The 22,318-nt window shown below is 60.5% G+C and carries 20 protein-coding genes and 1 pseudogene; 12 read left to right on the top strand and 9 right to left on the bottom strand.

The window, feature by feature from the left end; all coding sequences use genetic code 11:
• The first annotated feature begins 201 nt into the window (after window positions 1-201).
• The 5 genes from C2L64_RS55385 to C2L64_RS54635 all read left to right on the top strand — a co-directional run bounded on the left by C2L64_RS55385 (window position 202) and on the right by C2L64_RS54635 (window position 4,498).
• Window positions 202-630, top strand: a complete 429-nt coding sequence (locus C2L64_RS55385; RefSeq protein WP_244212256.1) for a PAS-domain containing protein — start codon at window positions 202-204, stop codon at window positions 628-630.
• Window positions 525-947 carry a GGDEF domain-containing protein gene (locus C2L64_RS55380; protein ID WP_244212328.1) on the top strand — a complete coding sequence of 141 codons (423 nt, stop codon included), beginning with the start codon at window positions 525-527 and terminating at the stop codon, window positions 945-947. Before C2L64_RS55385 ends, C2L64_RS55380 begins: the two co-directional genes overlap by 106 nt.
• A gap of 317 nt (window positions 948-1,264) precedes the next feature.
• Window positions 1,265-1,495: a hypothetical protein gene (locus tag C2L64_RS46565; protein WP_158660616.1), complete on the top strand. Its 231-nt coding sequence runs from the start codon at window positions 1,265-1,267 to the stop codon at window positions 1,493-1,495.
• A gap of 286 nt (window positions 1,496-1,781) precedes the next feature.
• Window positions 1,782-4,169, top strand: a complete 2,388-nt coding sequence (locus C2L64_RS46560) for a putative bifunctional diguanylate cyclase/phosphodiesterase (RefSeq protein ID WP_208648315.1) — start codon at window positions 1,782-1,784, stop codon at window positions 4,167-4,169.
• Window positions 4,170-4,360: 191 nt separating this feature from the next.
• Window positions 4,361-4,498, top strand: a complete 138-nt coding sequence (locus tag C2L64_RS54635) for a hypothetical protein (RefSeq protein ID WP_208648314.1) — start codon at window positions 4,361-4,363, stop codon at window positions 4,496-4,498.
• Here C2L64_RS54635 and C2L64_RS46550 read toward each other — a convergent pair.
• The gene (locus C2L64_RS46550) at window positions 4,488-5,963 is read right to left on the bottom strand and encodes an ISNCY family transposase (protein ID WP_103154082.1); all 1,476 of its coding nucleotides are present in this window, start codon (window positions 5,961-5,963) and stop codon (window positions 4,488-4,490) included. The genes C2L64_RS54635 and C2L64_RS46550 overlap by 11 nt on opposite strands.
• A gap of 415 nt (window positions 5,964-6,378) precedes the next feature.
• Between C2L64_RS46550 and C2L64_RS56470 the strand changes: the two genes are divergently transcribed.
• Entirely contained in the window at window positions 6,379-6,453 is a 75-nt protein-coding gene (locus C2L64_RS56470) for a hypothetical protein (RefSeq protein ID WP_407671963.1), read from the top strand.
• 268 nt (window positions 6,454-6,721) lie between these two features.
• A pseudogene (locus C2L64_RS46540) lies at window positions 6,722-7,417 on the top strand (pyrrolo-quinoline quinone); the annotation flags it as partial.
• 47 nt (window positions 7,418-7,464) lie between these two features.
• Here C2L64_RS46540 and C2L64_RS46535 read toward each other — a convergent pair.
• A complete protein-coding gene (locus C2L64_RS46535; protein WP_103154080.1) occupies window positions 7,465-8,526 on the bottom strand; it encodes an NHL repeat-containing protein in 1,062 nt (353 codons plus the stop codon).
• A gap of 872 nt (window positions 8,527-9,398) precedes the next feature.
• On the opposite strand from C2L64_RS46535, the gene C2L64_RS46530 reads away from it, so the two are divergent.
• A complete protein-coding gene (locus C2L64_RS46530; protein ID WP_103154079.1) occupies window positions 9,399-10,451 on the top strand; it encodes an NHL repeat-containing protein in 1,053 nt (350 codons plus the stop codon).
• Window positions 10,452-11,265: 814 nt separating this feature from the next.
• Here the strand turns inward: C2L64_RS46530 and C2L64_RS46525 are convergent.
• Entirely contained in the window at window positions 11,266-12,837 is a 1,572-nt protein-coding gene (locus C2L64_RS46525) for an alpha-galactosidase (protein WP_244212323.1), read from the bottom strand.
• 242 nt (window positions 12,838-13,079) lie between these two features.
• Complete coding sequence (locus tag C2L64_RS46520) at window positions 13,080-13,988, bottom strand: patatin-like phospholipase family protein (protein ID WP_103154078.1); 909 nt, start codon at window positions 13,986-13,988, stop codon at window positions 13,080-13,082.
• A gap of 78 nt (window positions 13,989-14,066) precedes the next feature.
• On the opposite strand from C2L64_RS46520, the gene C2L64_RS46515 reads away from it, so the two are divergent.
• Window positions 14,067-15,125 carry an IS630 family transposase gene (locus C2L64_RS46515; protein ID WP_103154077.1) on the top strand — a complete coding sequence of 353 codons (1,059 nt, stop codon included), beginning with the start codon at window positions 14,067-14,069 and terminating at the stop codon, window positions 15,123-15,125.
• Between the two features lie 103 nt (window positions 15,126-15,228).
• Window positions 15,229-15,762, top strand: coding sequence for a hypothetical protein (locus C2L64_RS54630; protein WP_208648333.1), 534 nt, complete (start codon window positions 15,229-15,231; stop codon window positions 15,760-15,762).
• A 209-nt stretch (window positions 15,763-15,971) separates the two neighbouring features.
• On the opposite strand, the gene C2L64_RS46505 is transcribed toward C2L64_RS54630, so the two are convergent.
• Window positions 15,972-17,318 (bottom strand): ATP-binding protein, encoded by a 1,347-nt coding sequence (locus C2L64_RS46505; protein ID WP_103154075.1) that lies wholly within the window; start codon window positions 17,316-17,318, stop codon window positions 15,972-15,974.
• The gene (locus tag C2L64_RS46500; RefSeq protein ID WP_103154074.1) at window positions 17,318-17,980 is read right to left on the bottom strand and encodes a response regulator transcription factor; all 663 of its coding nucleotides are present in this window, start codon (window positions 17,978-17,980) and stop codon (window positions 17,318-17,320) included. The genes C2L64_RS46505 and C2L64_RS46500 overlap by 1 nt, the downstream gene beginning before the upstream one ends.
• A 167-nt stretch (window positions 17,981-18,147) precedes the next feature.
• Here C2L64_RS46500 and C2L64_RS46495 point away from each other — a divergent pair, with 167 nt between their 5' ends.
• Window positions 18,148-18,522: a cytochrome b562 gene (locus C2L64_RS46495; protein WP_103154073.1), complete on the top strand. Its 375-nt coding sequence runs from the start codon at window positions 18,148-18,150 to the stop codon at window positions 18,520-18,522.
• A 35-nt stretch (window positions 18,523-18,557) separates the two neighbouring features.
• Window positions 18,558-19,121: a cytochrome b gene (locus C2L64_RS46490; RefSeq protein WP_103154072.1), complete on the top strand. Its 564-nt coding sequence runs from the start codon at window positions 18,558-18,560 to the stop codon at window positions 19,119-19,121.
• Between the two features lie 62 nt (window positions 19,122-19,183).
• Here C2L64_RS46490 and C2L64_RS46485 read toward each other — a convergent pair whose 3' ends face one another.
• From C2L64_RS46485 to C2L64_RS46480, 3 genes are all read right to left on the bottom strand, one after another.
• Window positions 19,184-19,699, bottom strand: coding sequence for a DUF2127 domain-containing protein (locus tag C2L64_RS46485; RefSeq protein ID WP_103154364.1), 516 nt, complete (start codon window positions 19,697-19,699; stop codon window positions 19,184-19,186).
• A gap of 469 nt (window positions 19,700-20,168) precedes the next feature.
• Window positions 20,169-20,489, bottom strand: coding sequence for an ATP-binding protein (locus C2L64_RS55375; RefSeq protein WP_407671961.1), 321 nt, complete (start codon window positions 20,487-20,489; stop codon window positions 20,169-20,171).
• The gene (locus tag C2L64_RS46480; protein WP_244212321.1) at window positions 20,434-21,486 is read right to left on the bottom strand and encodes a histidine kinase dimerization/phospho-acceptor domain-containing protein; all 1,053 of its coding nucleotides are present in this window, start codon (window positions 21,484-21,486) and stop codon (window positions 20,434-20,436) included. Before C2L64_RS46480 ends, C2L64_RS55375 begins: the two co-directional genes overlap by 56 nt.
• Window positions 21,487-22,318: the final 832 nt, after the last annotated feature.

The following is a 22,318-nucleotide window of genomic DNA, read 5'->3' as shown; positions in this document are numbered from 1 at the left end:
CATCATGGTGACAGCTGGTATTCTGGGCGGCATCGCATCACGCAACGCCGCCCTGCCCCATCTGGCCATAACGCAGATTTGCCTCGGTGCGGTCCCTATCGGACTCGGCGCGCTCCTCGCACCCCGCGTTGGCTCATTGATTCTGATGGTCCCGCTCGTGGTCTACATCGTTGCGATGATTTCCATCGTCCGCTCGCCCACATGCCACACGGCCTGTGCACGCTCGACGAAGACGACAAGGTGATTATCGCGAACCGCCGCACAGCGGAGCTGTTCGGTGCGACCGTCGAAAGACTGGAACTCAATGTGCCCCTGCCTGAATCCATCGGGCATGTCGGACCGGCACAGTTCGGCGACACGCTCAGACAGCAGATGGTCGAACGGTGTACCGCCTGGCTGGCCGGGGAGCGCAACCCGCTCGACCTTGAACTGTGCAACGGTCGACAGCTCGAGATCACACACAATCCAGTGCCGGATGGCAGCGCCGTCATCGTCATCGAGGATGTCACCGAACGGCGCGAAATCTGGCACGTCATGACCCGCTCTCGGGTCTGTCCAACCGGCGCGATCTGCGTGACCGGCTCGAGGGGCTGCTTTCGCGCCAAACGGCGGACCAGGGACCCGCCGTGAACGTCATGTATGTTGACCTTGACGGTTTCAAGCGGGTCAACGACACGCTTGCCCACCACGCCGGAGACGAGGTTCTGGCAACGGTGGCCGAGCGTCTGACCACGGTACTCCGACACGATGATATCGTGGCACGGCTCGGCGGCGACGAATTCCTCGTCGTCGCGGTGAACGCTACCCTGCCGCGAGCGCCGCGCTGGCCCAGCGTGTCATCGAACAGCTATCCTTCCCCTATCTGCTGTCGACGGGCATCACCGCGACCATTGGCGCAAGTGTCGGTATCGCCTTCGCAAACCGCGATGATTCCTTCGAACTGCTGATGAAACGTGCTGACCAGCGATAGGGACAGCAGGTCTGGTTGCTGTTGCAGCCGCGAGTCCCGTCAGTCCATCGGATGCCGTCTCCACCGTGTCTCTTTCCAGAGACAGCAGGCGGCGCCACGCGCGCGCGACGCCAGGATCGTCGTCGACAATAAGTATGGTGGGCACAGTCCTGCCGGACGGTTAATGCATATACTGTATCGCAAACGGAATGCGCCGATAATGCACGCTCGCCAGGATCCCCGGACTACGATTGCCCTGTGCCAACTCGAGAACGACATAAAGTCTCCTTACGGATCAAGGCAGGCGAGATGCTCATGGCGGGTCACAGCGTCACGCGTATCGCACAGGAATTGGGCCTTTCCGACAATACCGAGCAATGGTGGAACGCGGAGGAATGGCCGCCCTTCGAAACCTTTCCCTCGGCGGCCGACAATCAGTGCTCGACAGACGTGCACGGGGCAAGCTTGCCGAAGCGCTCGCCGGAGTTCCCCGCGACTATGCTATCGATGCTGATCGTTGGACTATCGGTGCGGTTGGGCGACTAATCCGGCGGGACTTCGGGCTGGCATTCGCGTTTAGCTGCGTGATGTCGCGAGACCGTTCGCCTCGGGCCTCCCCTCTCCTTCCGTTGCCATCATCGCTTGGCCAATGACGGAGCCCGCCTCGCGCTGAAGGTAAAGTTTCACCTGTCCCGGCCGATATCTCAACTGATGCTTCGCCTGGGGAAATTGGCCTAAGAGACATCCTTCGCCTGTCCCGGCGTTCACCTTCCTGCTTACATGGTCCGATACAATTCGGTGGGTTTGCGAAGACCAGCGCAATAGAGTGCGTGTGAGCCCGGTTGCTTACGTGCAGCTTTCCCGAGCATTCCAGAAGACCATGATTCGACTTTCAAGCTCCCTCATTAACAAGCCGGCGCTGTTTATTTGCGCGGGAATTGGAATCTCGCTCGCGACTACGGGAGTCACGGTCGCCTCGCTTTATCAAATGAGGCTCGATGCGATGTCGCAGGCTCGCGATGCCGCGCAGAATATGGTGGTCTCGCTGCAAAACGAGATCGAGCGCAATCTTGACCTCTACCAACTCGCCATGCGCGACGTTGCGACAAGTGTCGGGACGACCAGCATCTCACGGCTTCCCCCGGAAGTCCGGCAGCTCGTCGCGTTCGGTTCGGCCACCAATGCGAAGGAACTGGGTACCCTGTTTGCAACGGACGCAACGGGAAAGCTGGTGCTCGATTCGCATTCCATTCAGCCGCGAAAGCTCGATGTAAGCAGTCGCGATTACTTCCAGATTCAGCGACGCGAAAAGGATGCCGGCCTCTATATCAGCGCGCCGTACCTGCCGTTCACAGCCGCACCCGGACTACCACAGGCACATATCGCGCTAAGCCGGCGGCTCGAGGACAAGAGCGGCGATTTCGCAGGAATCGTCGGCAGCACACTGCGGCTCAGCTATTTCCGGCAACTTTTCGAACATTCGATACTCGGCCGGCACGACACGATTACGTTGCTGCGCACAGACGGAACGGTTCTTATGCGCCAACCGTTTCACGAGGGTGACATCGGCAAGTCTCTCGCGGGCGGTCACTCGTTTGAGCCGCTCGTACAATCCGATCACGGCACCTATATCGACATAGCCGTGCTCGACCACATCGAGCGCCTGTACACTTTCCGGCGAGTCGGGAGCTATCCGCTCGTCGTCGTCGTGGGCTTCGCAACGGACGACATCTTCGCGGGATGGCGGAAACGAGCGATCGCAATTGGTATCGTCAGCGTCATTCTTGACGGACTTCTCATCCTGTTGTCGCTGATGTTCAGCAGACAATTGCGCAAGAGACTGACCATGGAGCGGCACTTGCAACGACTCGCATGGTTCGATTCGCTAACTGGTCTGCCAAACCGGTCACAGCTTCAAAGAGAAGCTCACCGGCTTCTGACGAACGCAAAACAGAACGGGGCAACGCTCGCGGTACTCTTCGTCGATCTGGACCGTTTCAAACGCGTGAACGACACGCAAGGTCATGCCATCGGCGATCAGGTTCTCAGCGAGATTGCACGGCGCCTCCAGAGCCAGATCCAGACCGGTGACGTAATTGGCCGCCTTGGGGGAGACGAGTTTCTCGCCGTCATCCAGGAGTGCGACGTGCTAAAAGCCAAACATGTCGCCGGGCGCATCCTGCAGGCCGTGTGCCAACCTATCCTCATCAACCCGGAGCAAGACACCCGCATCACGATCAGCGCCAGCATCGGTATCGCGCTCTCACCGCACGACGGAGAAGAAACCGACATCCTGCTGCGCAACGCAGATCTGGCGATGTACAAGGCCAAGAGTTCGGGCCGCAACCAGGTGCGGTTCTATGCTCCCGAGTACGAGCGTCAGGCCAAGGAGCAGCTCGAGCTGGAGATCGCACTGCAGCGGGCGTTGCGAGGCAACGCCCTCCATGTCGCCTACCAGCCCAAGGTGGATGGCACTGGCGTGCTACGGGGTGTAGAGGCGCTCGTGCGGTGGGACAGCGACGCGCAAGGCAGCATTGCGCCGGATCGCTTCATCGCCATCGCGGAGGAAAGCGGGCTGATCACGGAGATCGATGCCTGGGTGATGGTTGAGGCCTGCAGGCAACTGGCCGAGTGGCGAGTCGAAGGTCTTGAGGTACCCAACATTTCGGTGAACGTCTGCGCCGCAGACTTCAAGCGTCCCAATTACCCAGGCTTCATCACCGACACGCTGCAGTCTCATGGTCTGGTTGCCGCAGATCTGACGCTCGAAATGACCGAGCGGGTTCTCTTCGATGAATCGGTCGACGAAATTCGCAAGACGCTCGATGCCATTCAGGTGCTTGGCGTCGCACTTTCGATCGACGATTTTGGCACGGGCTACTCATCCCTGAGCTACCTCCACCGGTTCGCAGTCAAGGAACTAAAAATCGACAAAAACTTCGTGCAGCGGATCGGCCACGACAGGATGGCAGAATCGCTGGCGCAAACACTGATCCACCTCGGTGAAATCCTGAAACTGACCGTTACTGCCGAGGGCGTGGAAACACATGCACAACGTGCGTTTCTGGGCACTCACGGCTGCCATCTGTATCAAGGCTTTCTGTTCTCGCCGCCGCTCGCACCTTGCGACTTCGCGCGCTGGGTGCGAACCCATCGGCCATGCTCTTCTCCTGATGATGCTGATACTCGAGCCATCTCATCCACGGCCACTCCGGCGTAGAAATCACATCCGGTCCAGATTTGAACTGCATGAAGCGACGATTGGCGTGGGGTCGACAGAAGTTCTGCCGCCCGCGTTCATCGGGCAGAGCCAGCTCGACGGGTTTGCCTGTCTGTTGTCAAGGCCAGATAGAAATGTCGGGGTTCCGGCTAGATAGAAATGTCGTGTTTTGACTTTGGTTTTGGTTTCGGGTGTGGGTGTGGGTGTGGGTGTGGGTGTGGGTGTGGGTGTGGGTGTGGGTGTGGGTGTGGGTGTGGGTGTGGGTGTGGGTGTGGGTGTGGGTGTGGGTGTGGGTGTGGGTGTGGGTGTGGGTGAATATTAATTTGTAGTCCTGGGGTGGGCGGGGCGTTCCAGGGATGTATAACGCGTCAAGGGCCGGACATCAGTCCGGCGCAGCTTCCCTTGACGCGCCGCCGGTTTCCCAGGCTGGGTAACGGTCGCAGGCGCGGCATCCGGGCGCTTGCGACCTTGCGAAGCCGGTTGCCAGTGTGTGGCCATCACCGCGGCGTTCAGGTCCTCCTGCATGATCTCGCGCGGCTTCTTCGTGCCCGGCTGGCGGTCCTTGGCGCGTACGGGCAGGCCCCGGTTCGTGCGGGAGGGCGAGCCCGAGGTGCGGCGGCTGTCGCGCTGCGCCTGCAGTGCCTGCAGTGCCTGCGCAACCTGGAGTGCATGACCGAGCCGTTTGTGCCCGACCACGGCGCCCTGGTCGATTTCCGCGAGCCTGTCGTACGGGACACAGGGCAGCGCGACGCCGTCGGCCCGGATCTCGAGGCGTCCGTCCGGATACTCCCACACGTCGATATAGCGGCCGATCAGCCGGCGGGTCGCCGGCGTATCATCGAGCAGCCAGATCACGCGATCGTTCAGCATGGTCAGCGAATCCGACACCTTGCCCTGGACCCGCCACGTCAGGATCGCGTCGAGATCCTCGTCCTCACGCAGCGGCCGGTGCGCGTCGAACGGGCTCCTGGGCGGCTTCGCGAAGCGTGCGTTGTAGGCCGCCATGAAGGCGGGCGCATACGCGTTGGCGGCCTCGATGGTGCTGATGCCGCGCAACCGCAGCTCCTTCACGAGCCGGTCCTGCAGCGTCAGGTGCGCGCGTTCCATGCGGCCCTTGGCGGGGCTGCTGTTCGCGCAGAAGGTGTCGATGTTCAGCTCGTACATCGCGCGGCCGAACTGCGTGACACCCTGGCCCGCGGTACTTGCCCGGTTCCTGACGTGGAACACGCTGGCGCGGTCGCTGTAGAACGCCACCGGCTTGCCATGGCGCTCCAGATGCGCGCGCGTGGCCTCGTAGTAGCTGAAGGTCGATTCGGTGACCGTGAAGTGCAGCACCATCAGGCGGCTGGTCGCATCGTCGACGTACACCAGCAGCGTGCATTCCGGCGCGCGGTCCTCGAACCACGCATGCTCGCAGCCGTCGATCTGCACCAGCTCCCCGAAACACGCGCGTCGCGCCCGCGGCTGGTGGATCCTCGGCGGGCGCTGGCTGCGCGGCACCCACAGGCCGGCGTCCGTCATCAGGTGCCGCACGGTTTCCTTCGACAGCACGAGCCCATGGCATTCGCGCAGCTTCTCGCACGCCAGTGTCGGCCCGAAATCGGCATACCGCTCGCGAATGATGGTCAGCGCACGCAGCGCCAGGCCTTCATCGAGCTTCCGGTTGCCTGGCGTGTCGCGTTTGCGCGAGGCCAGTCCCGCCGCGCCCGATTCACGATACCGCGCCACCAGCCGCTCGACCTGGCGTACCGTCAGGCCGAGACGCTCCGCGGCCCGGCCGGGCTTCAGTCCCATGTCCAAGCAAATTGGACTCCAGAGCGTTGCGGCGGCGATTGCAACCGCGCGGATTGCAGTTTCTTGCAGCGCCGGTTCCAGTGGAGTCTGCCGAGCGCCGCGGGCAATAAAACGTACAGATCTCAGCGGCCTCGGCAGCCCGTTTCAGACGATCTCGCGTCTTCTCGGCCGATTCGAGGCTTCACGCAACGTATCCGGTACCGGCCAGCGATCCCCTCGCCGACGTACTGCTGTTCCATGGTTGCATGGCTCGCCTGTGGTCGCGACTCGGGCATACACGGAGAACAGTCCGTTCGTCAGGGTCGTAGGGAACCGGTCTGAAAGTCTCAATGCCTGATAATGCTGACCGCGGCCGTGATACGGGCAGTTCGTCGGTGATGCAATCGATTCAGCGCTCGCCCAGGACTGTCCGTATGTGCGCGTCCTGGTCATCGATGACGGTTCGACCGATGACTCGCGACAGGTCATCGAAAGAACGCTCAACGAATAGTAGGAATCTTTAAAGCGAACGGAGGCCGAGGGCCGGGTTTGTCCTGGACCCGTCCTGGCCTACAGTCCTTGCGATTCCGGCCGATGACCTGGTATGCGCCTGGCAGGGCGCCAAACCGTGGGGAGGATGAAGAAAATAGCAAGCCTGCTGAGCATGTACGGCTGGCAGGGGCGGCGCGCTTTCTCAGCGGAGCCGGCATGCTTCGATACGGGCGCGCATGAACGGGTTCTGAAAAGGATTGAGCAGATGGGTGATCGGTTCAGCGTGCCCCCTGTATGGCGACTTCGGCAATGCGTTCATCAAGTTAGGGACCGCCGTTGGCCTGACCGTCACCGACTACTTCGTCATGTCCAACACGCTGACGGAATCGCAGGCGGACGAGGACCTGGGCTCGGGCGGGGCGCTCGTGCTGCCGGACATGACCGCTTCGAACGGAACGGTCCATCGCTTGGCGGTCGGAGCCGGCAAGGACGGGATCATCTACGTGGTCAATCGCGACTCGATGGGGAAATTCAACGCGGCGTCCAACAACATTTTCCGGCAACTCGGTGGCGAACTGGCCGGAATGGAATTCGGCGCGCCCGCTTACTACAGCAACACTGTCTATTTCGGCTCTATCGGTGACAACATCAAGGCTTTCGGCGTGAGCGCCACCGGCCTGACGGCGACGCCTACCAGCAAAACGCCGACGAGCTTTGGCACACCGGGCGCGACGCCGAGCATCTCTGCGGATGGCAGCGCGAACGGGATCGTGTGGGCCGTAGAAAACGGCGATACTGCTGTGCTGCATGCCTACGACGCGGCAAACCTCGCGACCGAGCTCTACAACAGCAATCAGGCCGCGAATGGGCGTGACCAGTTTGGCGCGGGCAATAAGTTCATCACGCCGATGATCGCAAACGGCAAGGTGTATGTCGGCACGCCGACCGGCGTGGCGGTCTTCGGGTTGCTAAGCGGAAGGTAGCTTTCTAAAGTATCCATCCCATGTCAGAGGTCCGAGTTTGGCCGGGATTAGTTTCTATCGTCTTCGTCACCTTTTAACGAGCATCCGTCTTCATCCCGGTGCACGCCTCGCCCCGACCGGAACGCGACTCCTCCAGAGTTGGCCGGACCGGGCGTGGAGTCCTCGATGATTTGAGACGGCGCCACATTGCCCCTGGCGCCCGGTGCGAACGCGAGTATGCGCAGTTGACTCGGATCAGCAAAGAAGAGCCGTCCATCCGGTGAGACGGCGATCCTGGTACCCGGCCGCGCCAAAGGTTGGCCGATGATTCCCGTCGCTGGACCACTGATTGTCCGTAACGGTCGAACGTCGCCATTCGCCTTGGCGGCGAAGACGCTCACCTGGGTCTGCGTCGCATCCGCAGTCGTGTTGTAGACGAACAATTCGTCCGTGCGAGGATCGATAGCGATCGACGTGGCGATCTGTGAGAAAAAAACATCGCGGCCCGGAAACAGGCCGGTTTTGGGACCCGTGAGGCTACGAAGAAGCGGTGGCGCGGTCACGCTTCGGCTCGTGCCAAACGTGTCGATGACCGCCGTTCCCTGTATGTCATAACCTGCGATCAGCAGATTGTCGTCTCCGTCGATCGCAATGCTCTGGTAATGGGTGATATTCGGATCAGTAATGCGGACCGGATTAGGTATCGGCCCTGAGCTATTGACGGGAACGACCATGACGCCCGCAGTCGATGGACGAACGCTCAGGACGAAGTCGTTCAAACGAGAGTCCACTGCGACGCCGGGCAGGTCATTTGTCATCGTCAACATGAACGAGCGCTCGGGTGCCTGATTGCCTTCTGCCTTACGCGGGAAGATGTCGACCGTACTCTGCCCAAACTGCGCAACGTGAAAGGAATGCTTTTTGTCGATCACCATCGCCCCAGCCGACATCAGGGTAGTGAGCGGCCCCTGCAGCGCCTGGCAGGGCTCGGTCGCTCCGTTGGCGCGCGCGGAGTAACCCCGAATCTGATCGTCGAAAGCGAGAAAGACGGCGTCGTTGCGACAGACGGCATGCGCCACTTGGACCCCGAAAAGCATGCTGACAATGGCGACACATAGCACCGGTTTCATGACACGCCTCCTTGGTCATAATGTGCGAATGCTCCGATCAAGCATAGATGGCCGCCTGAGATCAAACGAAGCTCCGCCAGCTATAACCTGTGTTTTGGCGGACGATGCAGGGGAAGGCCCAACGGGCGACGCGTTTTTGACCGCATCAGACGGGTCGACTGCCGCCTGACGCGGTCGACGGTTGTCGGGCCCTCAGTTGCGCTTTAACAGCCATTAAAAAATGAATAGGCGATGACCACTCCGGGGTCGAGAAGAACTCATTTATCGACAGTGACACGCGAAATACACGGTCGCACCGGTCCGAATTACAAAAGAGCAACTTAAAGCTGCCTTACCAACGAAGACACGTGAACGTCAGCTGAGGCCGACTTCCTTCGATCGGGCATCCGGAAGTTTCCGAAGTGAAGCGGCCATTGGAACGACGGCCTTCTGCGTTGCGCGAATGGCAACTGTTGGCCGAGAGCACCAGTCCCGTGAACTTCCTACAGAGCTGACGTTCGAGTCTCACCGACAACTTTCCGGTGACGTCGGTGTACGCGTACTCCCGGCCAACTCCGGACGGTCGACCTGGCAACATAAATCGTCCGACAATCAGCGCTGTCGTAGTCCCGGATTGACAGTCACTTGTGAGGCTCAGCGTGCCCCTTCTTTCGGCAGTGGGAAATCAGGCAACCTCTGTTAAAAAACCGGTCGTCCATATGCGACATGGGTCCATAACACGTTAGCACACCGGACTACCGTTCGATATCGATGGGTATTCCCTCGCATCGCCCGCCAAAACACAGGTTCGAACTGGCGGAACCCCATTCGGCCTCCGCCCGGAGTCTATGCTTGATTGGCGCATTCGCACTATATGACCAAGGAGGCGTGTCATGAAACCCGCGCTATGTGTCGCCGTCTTCAGTATGCTGTTCGGGGTCCAACTGGCGCACGCCGCCTGCCCCAATGACGCCGTCTTCCTCGTTCTCGGGGATCAGATTCGCGGTTACCCGATGCGCGCCAACGGAGCGACTGAGCCCTGCCAGGTCCTGCAGGGGCCGCTCACTACCCTCATGACGGCTGGCGCGACGGTGATAGACAGAAAGAACGCCTTTCACGTCGCGCAGTTTCTCACCAGCAGCACCGTCGACATCTTCCCGCGCAAGGCTGAGGGCAATGAGGCGCCCAGCCGCTCGTTCATGCTGACGACGACCAATGACCTGCTCAGCATCGCGGTGGATTCCCACCTCAATGACTTCGTCCTGAGCGTTCGCCCCTCCGAGGCAGGTGTATACGTTGTTCCCAAGAACAGCTCCGGGCCCGTAACCAGTCCGGTTCACATCACCGATCCGAATGTCGTGCAGTACGTGAGCATTGCGATCGACAGCGACGACAATCTGCTGATCGCGGGGTACGACGCCCGGGGGACGGCGTTGATCGACACGCTTGGCACGAGCCGGAGCCTGACCGCGCCGCCGCTGCTGCGCAGCCTCACGGGTAGCAAAACCGGCCTGCTGCCGGCGGGCGGACTCTTTGCCAGGAACACGATGACGCTCGCTGTCGATCCGGATACGGACGAATTATTCGTCTTCAACGCGACCATGGACCTGGCGCAGAGCCAGGTGAGCGTTTTCGCCGCGAAGGCCCACGGCGATGTGCGGCCGGTACGGACAATCAGTGGTCCAGCCACGGGACTCACTGCCTCTGGCTTGCCGGGAAACACGATCGCCGTCTCCTCGGACGGGCGGCTCCTGGTTGCCGCGCCGAACCTGCGCATTCTCGCGTTCGCGCCGGGAGCAAGGGGCAATGTTGCACCCTCTCAGGTCATCGAGGACTCCACCCTGGGTCCAACCACCCAGGGAGGGATCGCGGCGCGATCGCGCGGAGGCGGACAACAGAATGGAAATGACGACGCTCGTGGAAAGGACTCAGCCGGTAACAACTAATCCGATCGAACCTGGAGCTCTAGCGTCGAACGGCCGCTTTGGGTAAATCTGAAGGTCTGTTCAGGGCCTATTGCACCCACTGACCAGGAAGGTAGTTCCCGTTCGATCTGACTATGTGACCAATGACTGTTCTGCATCGTTGAACGGCCACTGCGCGTCGTTCGTTCAACGTCCGCTGAGGCCGATGACCTGCCCGTCAGCTCACGCCTGATGTAGAACCTTTTGATCTACCCTCTCACTTGCTGGCGGATTACGCGGGCAAGCATGGAAAGATGATCGAACGGATACCCCCTTACGGCGGTGAAGCTGGTAGAAGGACAATTCGAACGTCGACCAGAGAAATGCAGAACCTGTCCCGCCGTAAGGCTGATGGTGCTGCCTTGAACCAGGTGAAATGCCTTTCGTGCATCAATGGAGATTCGTATGCACCTTTCGCAGGTGCAAGTAGCGTGGAAGCGGGCGCTCAAGCTCAGGGCATTGATTAGCCGGAGCAACCTTCGTCGACCGAGCGCGGAGAGGCGTCGACGCGGAAACCACCAGCTCATAGCCCTGAGCCGCCTGGAATTAGTCTAGCAGATCGGGGCCATTGCAAGCCCCCGCCACCGGTATTACCGGTGCGGTCCGTCCAGCCTGTTACTGCAGAGACGGGGACGGCCATGTCAGTGTAAGTCTTGGCGGATAGGATCGAAAAAGTCCGCCCTGTCAATCACCTGGAAATCGCTCGATTTGTCGCGACTCTCATATTTGCAAAGACGACGCAGGCGGCTCGGCGCCCTGCTACCGACATGTTTTGCACCAGAAGGTCGGTCACCCCTCAATCCGCTGTCGAGATAGCTGACGCGACCGGCACCGGCCCGCCAACTGTGATCACGTACCCGATGTCGGGCGCGGGTATCGACGGGTCCGCATTCGACAACGCAAGCATGTTGGACCCTGCCCGAAGTGGCACATAGACGGTAACGGCGCCCACCCGTCCGTCGCCGCCAGTCGGAGGGAAAGCGAGCGTGGTCGGCCGTTTGCCATTCATGGCGAGTTGCGCGTAGGCGGTCTGTGCCCCGTCGTTGACATAGCCGATTTCGACGAAGCGCCCGCGCGCGGTAGGCGCGCTCCCGCGGAAATACGCCGTACCGAGCCGCGTTACTTTCTCGCCGCCCGGGCAGGCTGGACAACGCGAATAAGCGGCCGTCCCGGCCAGCGGGCCCGGTTGCCACGCTACCGGCACTGTATCGGCGCCGCTCACCGTGAGCATCGTCACGCCTCCGGCGGGCACGGCCGGCGCCGTATAGGACGCAGTGAATCGACCAAGGTCTTTCCGGGCCCAGACGTCGCGCACCGTCGCCTGCGATGACGGAACGAAGCCGAGTGCGTCCCATGTGACCGCCATCGGCGCATCCGTCGCCGAGTTGTTGAAGAGGACGACCGCTCTCTGTCCCGCCCCGGCCAGCAGCTTCGCCCAGACCTGCAGGCCGCCGGACTGTGCCACCAGCAGCCCTTGCAGGCCCAATCCATCCTGATCGATCGCAAGCACCTCGGGATTCGTCAGCAGGCTTGCCGTGTCGGCGGCGAGCGGCTTCGCCAGATCGTTGCCGAGAATCATCGGCGCGCCTGCAATCGCCCAGAGGCTGACGTGCGCCTGATCGTGAACGGCGGACATCCCCATTGCGGCGACCATCATGTCGGGGTCGTTGTAGTAGCCGGTATGCTGACCTTCCGGGTGATAGTTGCCGGCCAGGTTATAGATGACGCTGTCGAAGTTCGGTGTGATGTCGCGAGTGGTTCGCCACATCGTGCCCACCCCGGCACCCCACACCCACGGCCCTTCGCCGTAGTCGGGAAACGATTTGTCGGTGGGGATCGTGCCCCCGTCGCACAGGCTGAACGTCATCACCTGGCCAGTCTGCGAATAGGCCCGACGGATGGCCTGCGCGATGGAACGGTAGGTTGTCTGCGGATCGTAGTGTTCTGCCGCGCCCCCGCAAAAGTCGACCTTGACGAAATCAAATCCCCATTCCGCAAATTGCAGAAAATCGTGGTCGTAGTGCGCGAAGTCGCTTCCAACGAAATGCGTACCATCAGCTCGCTTGCCGCAGCCTCGCGGACCCGCATCGATATAAATGCCCGCCTTCAGGAGCTTGCCATGGATATAACGGGCAATGGCCTGCATTCCGCCGGGCCATTGCGTCGTGTCGACGATGAAATTGCCGCTTTCATCTCTCTGCCCTGAGCGCCACCAGCCTTCGTCGATGTTCACGTACTCGTATCGGGCTCCCGAAGTGATGTGAGTGTTCAGCGCCGCCAACCCGTCGGCTTCGTCCTTGATGACGTCATGGTTCACGCCTTCACCGAGGCTGTTCCAGGATGACCAGCCCGTCGGCGGTGGAGGCACGCGTATCTGCGTTGCGCGTAGAGCGGGCGCGGGCAGGTTTGTAGGCGTGGATCGTGCTACATCTGTTGTTCTTGACCCAACTGCGCGCCCGCAAGCGCATAAGCCCAAAATCAGCCACAGAACAATGAACACGCGCTGATGACAAGATGGTCGCATAGCTGTCTGGTTCGCATGGGGTCTGTTTGAACAATAGGTGTCGCGCGATTGCAGGCGCCGCGCGCCACGCCGCCGAGGATCATCACCTAGGCATTGGCGTCGCAGGTCGGATGCGCTGCCGTGTGCGTGTGCTCCCGCAGCGCACCCGGAATGAACGTGCGTTGAAGACCGCCCTCGCCTACCCACGCCCGCGTCTTCTCCGCCGCACGCTCGATCAGGCGATCACACTGTGTGTAGTCGTACGGCGAGACGTCGAGCGGACACAGCGGCGGCACGACGTAGATCGCTGCGCGGGTCGAATAGAACTCGAGGTCGCGCACGAGCTGCCGCGCGATCACAAGCGTCAACGCATGCATCGCCTGCCCGATTGCGCTCCCGGGCGGCTTGTGCAACCCACAGGCAAAGCCGGCGGGCAACACGATGATGCGCGTGGCGCCCAGCGCCACGGCCACTGAGACGGGCGTGTTGTTGGCGACGCCGCCATCGACCAGAAGCTGGCCGTCAATTCGTATCGGCGGAAACACGCCTGGAATCGCCGCACTGGCGAGCACCGCGTCCACGACCGGGCCCGATGAAAATACGATTTCGTTGCCGCTGAGCATGTCGGTCGCAACGATGTGCAGCGGCAGCGCCGCCTTCTCGATCTGTTTGTACCGCAAATGCTTTTCCAACAGCATCCGCAGCGCCGTCGCTTCGACGAGGTGCGTGCGGTTTTGCAGGATCATCCTGAGCAGTCCAACCATCGAGAACGGCATGATGTCCTGCCGCCGGATGCTGCGCCATAAGGATTCGAGCATCGCTACCCCGCCGCCATCAGGTTGTCCGGCGAAATACGCGGCGTTGATCGCGCCAGCGGACGCGCCGACCACGCAACCGGGCCGTTCGCCCTGGTGAAGAAGCTCGCGCAGCATGCCGACTTCAATTGCGCCGAGGCTGCCGCCGCCCGCGAAAACGAAGGCGGTCAATCCCGGATGAGCGGTTGGATCGAGGGACATGGCCGTCTCCCCTGCCGAGTGACCTGAACGCGGACCCTAGTCCATTGAACCAATGAAATTGCACTGATCTAAAGGTGCATGGGCAAAATGAATCTGAGTGAAGCCGAGCGCGAAGAACTGTTGTCGATGCAGCGCAGCCGAACGATGGCCGTTGGCCAAGTAAGGCGAGCGCGGTTGATCCTGCTGCTCGACAAAGGGGCCTCGCGCGGGGCGATCATGAACGAATTGCGATGCGATTCGCGTTTCATCACCACCTGGCAAACGCGCTTCGCCAGTGAACGTCTGGCGGGCCTGTATGGCAGGCACCCAGGTCGTGCGGCGCGCTGTGACCTGGCGCGTCTTGAAGCGAGAGTGCTCGACTACACGCTCAGGCGCAAACCGGCCGACGGCTCGACGCATTGGAGCAGCCGCAAACTGGCCGCGCAGTTGGGCGTGCCCTTCATGACGGTTCAACGTATCTGGCGCAAGCACGACGTTCGGCCGCATCGTCTCGATACCCACATGGTGTCGAACGATCCCGACTTTGAGGACAAGGCTGCCGATGTGATCGGCCTGTATCTGAACCCGCCGTTGCATGCGGCGGTGTTCTGTGTGGACGAGAAAACGGCCATTCAGGCGCTCGATCGCAAAGACCGGATGTTGCCGCTCTCGCCCGGGCGCGCCGAAAGTCACGGCTTCGAATACAGACGCAACGGTACCCTGAGCCTGTTTGCAGCGTTGAATGTCGCCACCGGCGAAGTGCTGGGCAAGACTGCGCCACGCCATACCAGTGCCCAGTTCGTCGCGTTCCTTACCGAAGTGGTATCGGCGCAGCCCGCCGGAAAGGAGATTCACGTGATCTGCGACAACGTGAGCAGCCACAAGACCGACGCCGTCCAAACCTTTCTGGCTGACCATACGAACGTCTCGATCCATTACACCCCCACGTATTCGTCATGGCTGAACCAGGTCGAGAACTGGTTTGCCCGCATCCAGCGCGACGTCATCACGCGCGGCGTATTCACCAGCACCAAAGATCTCGACAAAAAACTCATGCGCTATATCCGCCAATACAACAAGCAGGCCGCCCCGTTGAAATGGAAGTATTCCGATCCAACTCGACGCATCCGGTGCAATTCATCCGGTTCAGCGGACTAGTGCCCACATCATAGATTCGCACAGATCGTGCGGCCGCTCAATGCGTGCAACACCTGTCCGCGCCCCGTACAGACTGGCTTGAAGCGCCGCGTCGTGCGGATCATTGACGCTGCGCGTGCTGCAAGTATTATTTCCTCCACGGACGCACCGTGCGTACGGTTCCGCGAATCCAGGCCAGAGAAAGACCATGAAAACCTTCCGAATCGAAAACACGATTTCTGGAGTCATAGTTGGCGAATACCAGGCCAGATCCGATGGGGACGGACTCGACGCAATGGCGCGTGACGCGGGTTTTGTCGATCACGCGGATGCGCAACGCGCCGCGCCTGCTCGACATGGAGAACTGCGGGTGACTGATACAGGCGTCTGGCCCATGACGCATTGCGTGATGGAACGGTTGGGCTGTCAGGCAACCGAAGAGGATGCCGACAAGGTCATCACCTTCGCAATGATGCTGTGGAGCGAGCAGCTCGCGGACGGTCTTGGCGAACCCGGCGAAGAAGCGGCGAGCGAACGGATCGACAACTGGCTTTCGAACCGTACCTATGAATGGCGTGTTCTCTGGGATGCGGCAAACGGCAATGTCTCCGCACGGGATCATGTTCGCAGGGAAGCAGGCCTGCCCTTTGCATGCTGAGACGGCCGGTCACCGAATGGCGCCGCGTATTCAGTCCGCTGCCGCCTGACCGAGATTGAGTGGCAGGCGCACCCGGAATATCGTTTCTCCCGGTGAGTCAACGCTGATCGTCCCGATGTATGGGTATTTAGGCTTATGTAACATGCGTAGGATGACTGATTATAATGTTATGCGCCGTCGGGTGCCATTCTCATCCTGCCTCCCGTCGACTAGCGCATACGCAAAGGCAACCCGACGCGCACACCGAAGCCCCCATCTATTCCCGCCGTGTACTCCAGCTTCCCGCGCAATTGGGCCACGATGCGGGCAACGATCGACAGGCCCAACCCGCTTCCTTTCTCGACGTGGTTCGCGCCACGAAAGAAACGGTCGTGCAGGCGTGACAGGTTCTCCTCCGCGACACCCGGGCCATCGTCTCGCACCTCTAAAAATATCGTGTCGGCGTCGCGCCAGGTCGCGATTTCTATGCGCCCCTGCACGCGCCCGTATTTGATTGCATTGTCGACGAGATTGTCGAGCAGTATCCGCACCAGCGCGGGCGGCGCACACACGGTGGTCGCTCCATCGGCCCGCAGCGTCAGCGACATCTGCTTGTGGTCCGCATGGGCATGCTGGTCGACGATGCATGCTTTGGCCATGTCCGCGAGATCGACCCCCGCACTGGGAAGCGGCGTGCTTTCCTCAAGCCGCGCCAGCGCGAGCAACTGGTCGGCCAGGTGCGTGCTTCGGTCCACGGCTTCCACCACGCGCTGCATGGCGCGACGCTGACGTTCCGGATCACACGCGGTGAGCGCGACTTGTGCCTGGACCTTGATCGCGGCGAGCGGGGTCTTGAGTTCGTGCGCCGCGTCGCCGGTAAACGCGCGCTCGCGATCGAGCGACCGGCGCAGACGTTGCAACAGCGTATTGAGCGCAGCGACGAGCGGAAAGACCTCATCGGGAACGCCCTTGACCGCGATGGCATCGAGACTGTCGGGGGATCGTGCCTCGATCGCCTCCGACAGCGTGCGCAAGGGTGTCAGGCTCCTGCCGATCGCAAACCAGACCAGCATGGCCAGCACGGGCAACACGAACGCAAGTGGGCGGGCGATGCGCTGCGCGACCATCGAGGATAGCTCTGAGCGATGCGTGCGCTGCTCGAAGATTCGCACGGTACGGTCGCGTGCAGCATCGCCAAGCACGTAGACGCGCCACTTCGCATCGTCTATCCGCAGCAGGCCGGATGCGTGGGCCGGACGTGCCGGCAGGCCGAGCGAGGACAAGCCGGGGCTGGCGGCCAGTACCCGTCCGTCTGCAGCAGTCACCTCGTACAGCAGCCGCGTTGACGCATCGTTGTCTCCGTCGTCGTCGCGAGGCGTGAGGCTCGCGCCTGCAAAAGCCGGCAGATCGCGCGCGTCGAGCACGAGTAGCGCACGGGCGACCTGTTCGATACGTGTTTCGTCCCATTCCTCGACTTCATGGATTGCCTGGTGATAGCTCGAATATAACGAGTACAACCACACCAGCACGATGCCAGACAATACCAGCAAGGTCAGCCGTCGCCGGATCGACCGCATCACGTTGCCTTCTCCACCACATACCCGACGCCGCGGATCGTACGGATCAGATGGGCGCCCAACTTCTTGCGCAGGTTCGAGATATGCACCTCGATCGCATTGCTTTCGATCTCCTCGTTCCAGCCGTAAAGGCTGTCCTGGAGACGCGCGCGGGAAAGAGGACGGCCCTGATTCGCCAGTAGCTCGACCAGCAATGCACACTCGCGCGAGCTGAGCGCGATGCGCTCGCTTCCGCGCATGACCGTCAGGCGCCCGGGATCAACCAGCATGTCGCCGTATTCAATCGTGTCGGTGCTTCGGCCCTGCGAGCGCCTCACGAGCGCGCGACAGCGCGCGACCAGTTCCGTCAGGTCGAACGGCTTGCCGAGATAGTCATCAGCGCCGGCGCTCAGACCGCTCACCCGGTCGGCGACGGTGTCGCGCGCGGTCATGACAAGCACGGGAGTATGGTCACGGCGCTTGCGAATCCAGTCGAGTAGTTCGGTCCCCGACATGCGGGGCAGCCCAAGATCGAGTACGACCAGGTCGTATGGCGTGGTTTCCAGCGCCAGTTGTGCCTGCTTGCCGTCGCACGCCCAGTCGACCGTCATGCCCGCCTCGATCAGGCCGTCTTCCACGCCGCTGCCAATCAGTCTGTCGTCCTCGACGAGTAATACGCGCATCGTTGTCGTGCTCCTGTTCGTTCCGGCAAAGCGTCCCTGGCGGCAACGATACCCGTTTAAGCAGACGTGTATCAAGCCCGTCCGCCGGCATGGGTGGTCGTTAAGATTCCGTTAACCTGACCTGCCTATTCTCGCGGGCACTAACTGTCCTTACAGGATCAATGCCCATGGCGCCGCTGCCGTTCCACCCCCATTTCCGCACGTTACTGTGCGTCTCGCTGCTTGTCGTCGCGCCGCTGGCCCATGCGGGCGAGATCAAGACACTGATGAAGGACATGAAGCTGGCCATGCAGGGCGCGATGTCCAGTACCACGATGCCCGAGCTGCGCGGCTACGTGGCCAGGCTCGAGAGCGACGCGCAGCGCGTAAGCCGTCAGCCTTATCGCGGCGACCAATCCACCTACGACGAAGGCATGCAGGCGCTGCAGCAGGAATTGACCGAGGTGGACCGTGCAATCCAGGCGGACGACATGAACGCCGCCAAGCGGGCATTGCACCGGATTAACGGTACGAGGAAGCATTATCACGACCTGCTGAGCTGACAGACCTGAAACGCGTTGAACAGGAATCCCGTACCATGAAACACGTGTCCCGCTACCCTATCTCGATCAGCCTGCTGCACTGGCTGCTGGCCGTCGCGCTGATTGGCAATCTGATCATCGGTTGGATGCTCGACGACAACGAGAATCTGCTTGCCCTGCACAAGTCGCTCGGCATCATCATCCTCGGGCTGGTGTCGGTCCGTGTCGCGAACCGGTTGCGCGTGCGGCGTCGGCTGCCGCCCTCGACCAACCGGGCCGGTACGCCGGCTTACCTCGTCGAGAAGACCGTCCATCACTTCCTCTATGTATTGATGCTCGCCATTCCGCTGCTTGGTTGGGTGAAGACCAACGCGGCCGGACACGTGGCCAGTTGCTTCGGGCTCTTCTCGCTCCCAACGCTGGTACCGAAAAGCCGCGAATTGTCGCATTGGTTGGGCGAACTGCATTCGGTGACGGCCTATGGGCTGGCTGCACTGGTCGGGTTGCACGTGTTGGGGGCGCTAGCGCACCGGGTACTCAAGTCGGAAAACATTCTTCCCCGGATACTGCCTTTGCCCAGGCGCGTCGAACGGAAGATGCCAACGAGCGAGCGAGGTTGAGTCGTGGGTGCGGCCCTCAAGGCAAACACTGCCGGCAAAGCAGTCGGCGGAACGCGGCGCACTCAGGAACTCGCAATGGCTGCTCGCTGCCTGTTTCGAAGGTACCGGTACTCGTGCCATGTGAGCGCGATAATGACGATGTCCAGAGCGGTTACGAGCAGCAACCACACCGATTGCGTGAATGTGTATCGGTAGACCTGATACGAGATTAACAGGCCGAAGACGATAATCGAGACGGGGTAATACCAAAGCCTCTGTCGCAAGAGGCCGACGATCAGCCAGAGCTTTATCATGCCGTGCCCGACCAGGTAGATTGCAGCGAATTTCTGGACACCGATGGACAGATGCTGGACGGTATGGAGGAGAAAGTTGGCGACGAGATCGTGAGGATCTTCGACGAATTCCTTCCTGGTAACCCACAGCACGACGGTTAAAAAAAATCGCAGCGGAACATAGTATGTGGCAACGCCGGCGACGATTTCCGAAAGTGCGAAGACAGCTTTAGACCACAGGCTCACCTCAAAGAACAGATGGAGATTCTTTTCGTCAAGAAACCTGTTCAGGCTGACCACAGTCATTTCCTCAATTGTTCTCATAGCCAGTTGCAGTAGCCTCGTTCATACCCCTCTCACGATTCGGGGTAATCGGGCACGGGATGGGCTCCATGAGGCTACCTGGATTGCCATCGAAACGAGACTTTCATAGTGGCACGAACCATTCGTAAGGACGAATTGCTGCGGCATCCGTTCTTCACTCCGAAATCTCAAGCGCCGGCTCCAGAATGGCCCGACTCCTGTCAGCCTTCACGTTCGCCGTAATCGGCGATTCGATCACAAATTCGCTTGCACGGAACCATGGCCGCAAAGCAAAAAAGCGAGCCCGGACACGGTCCGGGCCCCAAATAGGCGGTCGTTGCTGATATTGCCGGGACAGACAGCTATGCCGCGGCAAGGTGCAACTTCACAACAACCACCCGCGTGGACAGGATTGATGCCGATTCACAAAAAGCGATAGACCAAGCTGATGCCCGCCGGTCAGTGCTACATCTCACGTGCCATTTTTTTTTGCAACGCCCCCATTGACGTTGCCAACCAGTTTCAGGCCGATAACCGCTACGCTCAAGCCGGTCCTGTCCTGCCTGTTACGGATCAGCAATTCAGCACGACATTTCGTTGCTACCTTGGCCGCAATCACAATCGCAATCGCAAGCCCAAGTCCACTCCCTGTCCCCGAGGTATTCCCGGCACGAAAAAACCGGTCGGGAACACGGTGAAGCTCCATGGCCGGTATCCCTGGACCTGTGTCGATGACCTCAACGTCCACCGTGTCGTGTGCGATAACCAGTCGGACGTCTACCCATGCCCCCATGTGGCGTGTACCGGATAGCGTTGTCAACCAGGTTCGCCAGCATTGATCCCAAAGATGTCTCGTCTCCCGCGACGTAAAGGGAATCAGACCCGGCTTCAATTCGTACGCGCTCAAGACCCAGATCGGCTCCCTTCTCTTCAGCGAGTACAGACAGGTCAGCAACAACCTGAGATGCAAGCTTGGCTAGGTTCGCAGGAGGCTTTCCGTCACTTGTGTCTGCGTCTTCCCGGGCAAGCGACAGCAACTGTTGAACGAGGTGAATGGCGCGGTTTGTCCGATCCTCCGGCTTCTGAAAGAGCGAGCCAGATTCAATACGTGCAACCTGAATCTGGAGCTTCAGTGCCGTTAAACGCGTTCGCAGTTCGTGGGCAGCATCAGCGATGAACACGCGTTGCGCGTGGACTGCCTTGGCCAGTCGGGTCAAAAGGTCGTTCAGTGCGTTCACCAATGGAGCTATTTCCGTCGGAATATCATCGGCCAGGTCGACGGGAGTCAACGTCTCCGGGGAGCGTGCTGCGAGAGACGTCGATAGCCGCTGTATGGGTCGTAACGCCCGCCTCACTACGAGCAATACCAGAGCGATCTCGAGTGGGACTATTCCAAGTAACGGCCAGAGCGTTCTGGACGCCACCTGCGACGCGAGCTCATCGCGCACCGAAACTGGTTGTCCCACCTGAACAAACCGCGAAGCCTGTTCGACACCAAAAACCCGGAAGTGACGCTCTGCCACTTCGATATCATGGAAACCAGTTCCTCGGCGCGGAAGTGGTGAGCCCAAATGCGAGTAGTAAGCCAGTTTGCCGTCACCATCCCATACCTGAATTGCAACACGGTCATCCCCAATCCGGTCAATATCGTGGGGTTCCGCGTTCGCGATGCTCGCATAAGATAGTGACTGCGGCAACGACACGGCGACGGAGCGAAGTTCGTAGTCAAACAGTTCGTTCGCTTCTTCCAACGCGCTACGGAAAATCCCATATCCCGCGACGATGCTCACCACCCCCAGTCCAACAAGCAACCCGGCTAGTAGCTGTGACCGTACGGACTTCACGCTTCCTCCGCAAAGCATACCGCTGATAGTTGATCGTCTTAGTGTATTGGCTATCTCAGGCAGGACATCTGTTGGCAGCGACTTTTCCAGTATCAGGCCGGGAAGCTTAAGATGCGCTTAACTTAACGGGTGCAACAACATCCCAGACTTCGTGCACGCTTCGCGTGACGCACTGCCGGCCAGTGGCGGACGGCGCTATCTGCCGACGCGCCATCTCGACGGCTGTTGTGCGTCATGTCGGGCTACTTCCCGGATGACATGCTTGAAAAGTCCGGGTCCATTGCAAAACACAATGTAGTGTCCCTGTTTGAGGGTGAAGCGGGCGACGCCACTGTCTCCCGCGGATCGAGATCCTCAACGCCCCGCAACCCGTTCAGTTTCTCTTCTTCCCTTAAGACATACGCATTATCCTCATGAAATGGTATTCAAGAACTGCCATTCATCTACGTGCGAACGCCGGAGGAGAGATTCCTCTGATGTTGATTCGGGCAACCGGAGCTTCCGCGTTTAGCCCATGACATCCTTCAGGAAGGGCGAACGATGGTTTTTTGAATGCGTTGTAGAACCTTTGCGTCTCTATCGCTAGTCTCGGGCCTTGCACCAACAATTGCTATCGCGGGCGGGCCTGCTCCAGTTACGGTTAGGCTTTCTGACGGTCACGATGGGAAAATGTCGCTGACGATAAAACCCGCGCAGCGATCTGCGCTGTCTTCGGGTCATACGGTATTGTTGAGTCAGAGCCAGACCACGGCAAGATGGAAAACTTACCTCACCTACG

The organism is Paraburkholderia hospita, from assembly GCF_002902965.1.
GTDB lineage: Bacteria > Pseudomonadota > Gammaproteobacteria > Burkholderiales > Burkholderiaceae > Paraburkholderia > Paraburkholderia hospita.
This window is presented reverse-complemented; position numbering and strand designations above follow the sequence as displayed.

Bases quoted from the DNA above. Each gene is read 5' to 3' on its own strand.
- C2L64_RS55385 (WP_244212256.1), top strand. From the start codon at position 202: ATGCCACACGGCCTGTGCACGCTCGACGAAGACGACAAGGTGATTATC.
- C2L64_RS46565 (WP_158660616.1), top strand. From the start codon at position 1,265: ATGGCGGGTCACAGCGTCACGCGTATCGCACAGGAATTGGGCCTTTCC.
- C2L64_RS46550 (WP_103154082.1), bottom strand. From the start codon at position 5,963: ATGGGACTGAAGCCCGGCCGGGCCGCGGAGCGTCTCGGCCTGACGGTA.
- C2L64_RS46535 (WP_103154080.1), bottom strand. From the start codon at position 8,526: ATGAAACCGGTGCTATGTGTCGCCATTGTCAGCATGCTTTTCGGGGTC.
- C2L64_RS46530 (WP_103154079.1), top strand. From the start codon at position 9,399: ATGAAACCCGCGCTATGTGTCGCCGTCTTCAGTATGCTGTTCGGGGTC.
- C2L64_RS46520 (WP_103154078.1), bottom strand. From the start codon at position 13,988: ATGTCCCTCGATCCAACCGCTCATCCGGGATTGACCGCCTTCGTTTTC.
- C2L64_RS46515 (WP_103154077.1), top strand. From the start codon at position 14,067: ATGGGCAAAATGAATCTGAGTGAAGCCGAGCGCGAAGAACTGTTGTCG.
- C2L64_RS46505 (WP_103154075.1), bottom strand. From the start codon at position 17,318: ATGCGGTCGATCCGGCGACGGCTGACCTTGCTGGTATTGTCTGGCATC.
- C2L64_RS46500 (WP_103154074.1), bottom strand. From the start codon at position 17,980: ATGCGCGTATTACTCGTCGAGGACGACAGACTGATTGGCAGCGGCGTG.
- C2L64_RS46495 (WP_103154073.1), top strand. From the start codon at position 18,148: ATGGCGCCGCTGCCGTTCCACCCCCATTTCCGCACGTTACTGTGCGTC.
- C2L64_RS46490 (WP_103154072.1), top strand. From the start codon at position 18,558: ATGAAACACGTGTCCCGCTACCCTATCTCGATCAGCCTGCTGCACTGG.
- C2L64_RS46485 (WP_103154364.1), bottom strand. From the start codon at position 19,699: ATGACTGTGGTCAGCCTGAACAGGTTTCTTGACGAAAAGAATCTCCAT.
- C2L64_RS55375 (WP_407671961.1), bottom strand. From the start codon at position 20,489: ATGGGGGCATGGGTAGACGTCCGACTGGTTATCGCACACGACACGGTG.